The 5,320-nt window shown below is 41.9% G+C and carries 5 protein-coding genes; 4 read left to right on the top strand and 1 reads right to left on the bottom strand.

Annotation, left to right across the window (positions count from 1 at the left end):
- The 4 genes from WC955_13000 to WC955_12985 form a co-directional block, all read left to right on the top strand.
- A partial coding sequence (locus tag WC955_13000; protein ID MFA5859972.1) for a sulfatase/phosphatase domain-containing protein occupies positions 1-466 on the top strand: 466 nt, incomplete at its 5' end.
- A gap of 3 nt (positions 467-469) precedes the next feature.
- On the top strand, positions 470-949 hold the full coding sequence (locus tag WC955_12995) for a hypothetical protein (protein MFA5859971.1): 480 nt from the start codon (positions 470-472) through the stop codon (positions 947-949).
- Positions 950-2,794 (top strand): carboxypeptidase-like regulatory domain-containing protein, encoded by a 1,845-nt coding sequence (locus WC955_12990; protein MFA5859970.1) that lies wholly within the window; start codon positions 950-952, stop codon positions 2,792-2,794. It abuts the gene before it with no gap.
- 71 nt (positions 2,795-2,865) lie between these two features.
- Positions 2,866-4,785: a glycoside hydrolase family 36 protein gene (locus WC955_12985; protein ID MFA5859969.1), complete on the top strand. Its 1,920-nt coding sequence runs from the start codon at positions 2,866-2,868 to the stop codon at positions 4,783-4,785.
- Positions 4,786-4,809: 24 nt separating this feature from the next.
- Here the strand turns inward: WC955_12985 and WC955_12980 are convergent, their stop codons facing one another.
- Positions 4,810-5,133: a hypothetical protein gene (locus WC955_12980; GenBank protein ID MFA5859968.1), complete on the bottom strand. Its 324-nt coding sequence runs from the start codon at positions 5,131-5,133 to the stop codon at positions 4,810-4,812.
- Positions 5,134-5,320: the final 187 nt, after the last annotated feature.

The raw sequence follows: 5,320 nt of genomic DNA, 5'->3' as shown, positions 1-5,320 counted from the left end.
CCCGATGATAATATATGGCCCGGGTTTTACCGGCGGGAAAGTTATAGATAACCTCGTAAGCCTGATCGACCTTTCCCCTACAGTACTCACTGCAGCAGGTATAACCCCGCCGCCGGAGATGCGAGGACAAGCAGTTCAGCCGATAGTTAATGGCAATACATCCGGGTGGCAGAAAGAAGTTTTCCTGCAGATAAGTGAAACCCAGTGCGGCCGTGCGATACGCACAAATAAATGGAAATACAGCGTCCAGGCACTGGATAAAAAAGGCCGTGACGCGTCAAGCGATGTGTATACCGAAGATTATTTGTACGACCTTGAATCCGACCCGTATGAAAAAAATAATTTAGTAACATCACCCGTTCATACAGCAATACGTACGGAACTTGCGGAACGATTAAAACGCAGGATGGCAGCTGCCGGTGAAAAAGTACCGAACATTTTAGCTAAAGAAGAAAAGGTTAAGTAAAACATGTTAAACAAACTATTTTTTACCATTCTCCTGAGTATCACGACTTATTTCACTACAGTACCGTTGTACGCACAAACTTCTGACAGTATGTTTGGGTTCGGTATAAACTACCCCGGGATTGGAGTACGGTACTTCCCAAATAAACATTTAGCGATAGATGCAAAGTTTCAGTTCAGTGAAAACTTAATAGTCCCCGGCCTGCGCGGAAGTATATATTTTAACCCGGATAACAGGGTAAACTTTTATGCCGGCTTCGAGTATGATTATATATCCTACACCGGCGAGGTCACTATAGGCACGGGTTATGCATTATCTCCTTACCTTGGGGGAGAACTTTTCTTAACAAAATGGCTGGGTATAATGTTTGACTTCGGCCCGGCAATAGTATCTTTATATGACAGCAAGACCGGATACGTAATGATCCCCGAATTAGATTATGTGTTTAACATAGGAATTAATCTTTATATAAGGACAAAATAAATGAATAACAAAACAAATGTTCTATTAACAACACTACTTATCTTCAGTATCTTCATCCCATGCACACAAGGGGTTGGGTTGGGTATCGCAAATGTTATCAAAGAAAAGATTAAAGTAATTGATCAGGAAGTTAAGGAAACGTATTACCCCATAAACAACTCAACCGGAACAACTACAACAACTCAGTACGGTACGGTAAGCGGGCTTGTAGCGGATATCACGGATTATAGTTCAATCCAATCCGCAACTGTTACAGTGACAGGCACGGCGTTGACTACACTAACTTCCCATAACGGGCAGTATACCTTATCAAATGTGCCTTTAGGTAACAAAACAGTGGAAGTAACCGCTGCGGGATACATTACATCCTCACAAAATATTACGGTTATTGCGAATACGAATAAAACCCTGAATTTTCTAATGCAGCCCGTCCCGTCAACAGGGACAACGAATACAGCAACTCTATATGGTACAGTCAAAAGTACAGCCGCAAGCAGTATCAATAACGCAACTGTGTTACTTCAAGGGACGACACTGCAAACTACAACGAATAATAGCGGGCAATATACCATTACAAACATAACCCCTGGCAATTTTGTTGCCAGAGTAACAGTTACAGGGTATGACCAGGTAATCCAAACCGTTACGATATCAGGATTAACCCAGCATAATTTTATTTTGAACCTTACTACCACAGCTGTACCTGTCCCTACAGTCGGCAGTATTACAGGTACTATCAAAAACTCGGTTACCAGCGCAAATATTAACAATGCATTAGTATTGCTACAGGGAACCACGAGTTATTCTGCTACAACAAATCCGCAGGGAAAATATACGATAAATAACGTTGTACAGGCAAGTTATACCGTCGTAGCATCAGCAACCGGGTATTATTCTCAATCAGTTTCTACGTATGTCCCTGCAAGCGTGCAGGTACGTATGAACTTCAACCTAGTACCATTACCGCAACCCAGTACGTCCTATAATATCACCGTACCGACAGCTACAGTAAAACTAATTTTTATTCATCACTCAACCGGTGAAAACTGGTTAGCCGACGATAACGGCGGGTTAGGTACTGCGTTGAAAAACAATAATTATTATGTCAGTGACACAAACTACGGCTGGGGCCCGTCTTCCATCGGCGATAGTACCGACATCGGGCATTGGTATAACTGGTTCCGCGGAACGAACAGCAGTACGTATATGGCGGCGGTGTATTCAGAGACCGGACAAAACTGTACGTATACGCGGTTAACTTCAAATCCCGGCGGGCAAAACGAGGTTGTGATGTTCAAATCATGTTTTCCTAACTCTGCATTACAGGGAAACGCGTCAACTGCAGTACCGTCGATAGGGAATAATTTGCTAAAAGGACAAGATTCAAGTTCGGATTACCATACTATTTCAAATGCAAAAGGTATCTATACCGACATTCTGGAATACTTTAGAGCACACCAGGAAAAATTATTTATTGTGATCACCGCCCCCCCATTAACCGACGCTACATACTCATCAAACGCGCGGACGTTCAATAACTGGCTAGTCAACACTTGGCTTGCGAACTATCAATACAATAACGTTTTTGTATTCGATTTTTATAATGTCTTAACTACTAACGGCGGGTCATCTTCTATAAATGACCTAGGGTTCGCTACGGGTAATCATCACAGGTGGTACAATAATGCTATACAACACAAAACCGACGGGGATGCTGACTCTAATGCCAACATTTTGGAATATCCTACGGGTGACGACCATCCCAGCCAAGCCGGTAATTTGAAAGCCACTTCCGAATTTATACCGTTGCTAAACATCGCGTATAATAGATGGAAAGGTAATTGAGTTTGTTAACCTTACTTTTGTCAACTTCGTTGATGCTGGGCTCTATCTCTCAAGCAGATAATAGTAGTAGGATGAGTAGTATACAACAGAAACTATTTGACCGGAACTCCCCCCCGCCAGTATCATTTGTTTACGACGGTAAACCGTCCTCTGTGTTTATCCATTCCTGGACACGTACGATTAAACCTGCGAAAACAGCCGACGGAATTACTAAAACTGTTTACGAATATACTGACCCCAAAACTCAGTTGGTACTGCAAATTGAATGTTTGGTATACACTGACTTCCCGGCAATAGAATGGGTACCAACTCTGATAAACCGTGGCAAGGTTGATACTCCGGTTATTGAAAAGTTTCAGGCAATTGATACCAATTTCGAAATCACAAGCTCAACCCGCGTGATTATCCACCGTATGCGCGGCAGTGCCGCTGCGAATTCCGACTTTATGCCGCATGAAATTGAACTTCATGTCAGTACGAGCCCGTTGTTTTTTGCACCGTTAGGCGGACGGTCGTCAAACAAGTTCGCTGCACCGTTTTTTAATATTGATCAGGTTGGCACCGGTGGTGTGATGATTTCTATTGGCTGGACCGGGCAATGGTGGACCGATATTTATCGTACTACTGATACTGCTGTTAACCTTCGCACCGGAATGCAGTTTATGCAGTTAAAACTTCACCCGGGTGAAAGTATACGCCAACCGCGGATACTGCTTGTTTTTTGGAAAGGCACGGACTGGGTGGATGCACAAAACCTTTTCCGCAGGTTTATGTTGAAACATAAAACACCTAAAGGCCCCGACGGGAAGCCCGTAACATTACCTCTTGCTTGTTCTTCCAGTGCACTACACAACTTAGCTAATAAAGCTAATGTTGAAAACCAGATAGACTACGCAAAAACCATGCGCGAGTACGGGTTCGACTACTTATGGATTGACGCCGGCTGGGCTGAAGGCGGGTCAAATAACGGATGCCAAGTCGGTACGTGGACGCCTGCAAAAGAACGGTTCCCCAACGGGTTCAAACCCATAACTGACGAACTAAAGAAACTTGGCATGAAATTTGTTTTATGGTTTGAACCCGAACGTTCCTCCGGAGGTAAATGGATAGATCAAACACATCCTGATTGGGTGATATTTACCTCAACCGGCACGATATTGAATCTCGTGAACTTCGGGAATCCTGATGTACGGAAATATTTTATAGACTTCATTTCTAACCTTATAAAGCGGGATAGTATAAACATTTACCGTCAAGACTTTAATATGGACCCGCTCACCGCGTGGAAACAGTTGGACAGTCCCAACCGTATAGGTATCGCAGAAATTAGGCACGTTGAGGGATTATACGCGTTTTGGGACGATCTTGTAAAACATAATCCGGGGTTGATAATCGACAATTGTGCATCAGGCGGAAGGCGGCTTGACCTCGAAACCGTAGCACGCAGTATTGCGTTATGGCGAAGTGACTATCGCGCGTATGAATCCGTTGGTTACCAATCGCAAACGTACGGGTTGAGTTTCTGGATACCAACAACTTCTATAGGAAGTTTAATCCCCAATAAATATGCCTTCCGTAGTGCTATGACTAATGGTATCGTCTGCGTGTGGAATCCCTATGACCCAAACTTTGATAAAACATCAGCAAAAAATATTATCACTGAGTTTAAACGCATCCGCCACATGTTTTATGGCGATTACTATCCGCTGACACCCTATACGGTACGTAAAGACGCATGGCTGGCTTACCAATTCAACTGCCCGGATACCTGTGATGGTATGGCATTAGCATTCCGGCGGGATGATTGTAAGAACGATAAACTACGTATTTTTTTCCATGGGATTAATCCGAATAATATTTACGACGTGAAATACGAAGACACGGGTATTGTAAAACAAATGACAGGGAACGAGATGATGTCCGGATTTGAAATAACAACATCAACTGCGCCGGAGTCGGTACTACTAACATATAAAGTATCAACAAAATAATAATTCTAATTATTTATTTTAGTCCTATTGTAAAACAACCAGGATCATACATACTGCAATACCTAGAATACCAACGATCTGTATCCAATTAAAGCTTGATCGAAATACAAAAGATAGTACTATTTGTGTAAGCAAAAAACTACCGCCGGTTGCCAGAGCTAATGCTATATTAACGTTCATATTCTTATATAGCATCATCAAAAACCAAATACTTGACGCGCCAAAAACGTTGCCCAATATAAAAAACAGCAGCCATTTGTCAGGATGTAAACTTCCGGTTTTAAAAAATATTTGCGCTATCACTTGCATGAACCAAAATACTGTTAATAGAACTATGTTTGTAATCATAATAACACCCTCTGAAATTATTTTGAATACATTTTATCATTTTTATTACACATTTATCGGGCCGCAAGTTTTTAAGTTTTATATGCTACAATATTAAAAAATATAAATATTAATAACAGGAGGAATGTTTTTAGTGAAGAAATTAACTTTGATTCTATGCATAATCTCTTTATTTCAGTACTCACTC

Source organism: Elusimicrobiota bacterium (assembly GCA_041658405.1).
In the GTDB taxonomy this organism is placed as follows: Bacteria; Elusimicrobiota; UBA5214; order JBBAAG01; family JBBAAG01; genus JBBAAG01.
This window is presented reverse-complemented; position numbering and strand designations above follow the sequence as displayed.

Bases quoted from the DNA above. Each gene is read 5' to 3' on its own strand.
- WC955_12995 (MFA5859971.1), top strand. From the start codon at position 470: ATGTTAAACAAACTATTTTTTACCATTCTCCTGAGTATCACGACTTAT.
- WC955_12990 (MFA5859970.1), top strand. From the start codon at position 950: ATGAATAACAAAACAAATGTTCTATTAACAACACTACTTATCTTCAGT.
- WC955_12985 (MFA5859969.1), top strand. From the start codon at position 2,866: ATGAGTAGTATACAACAGAAACTATTTGACCGGAACTCCCCCCCGCCA.
- WC955_12980 (MFA5859968.1), bottom strand. From the start codon at position 5,133: ATGATTACAAACATAGTTCTATTAACAGTATTTTGGTTCATGCAAGTG.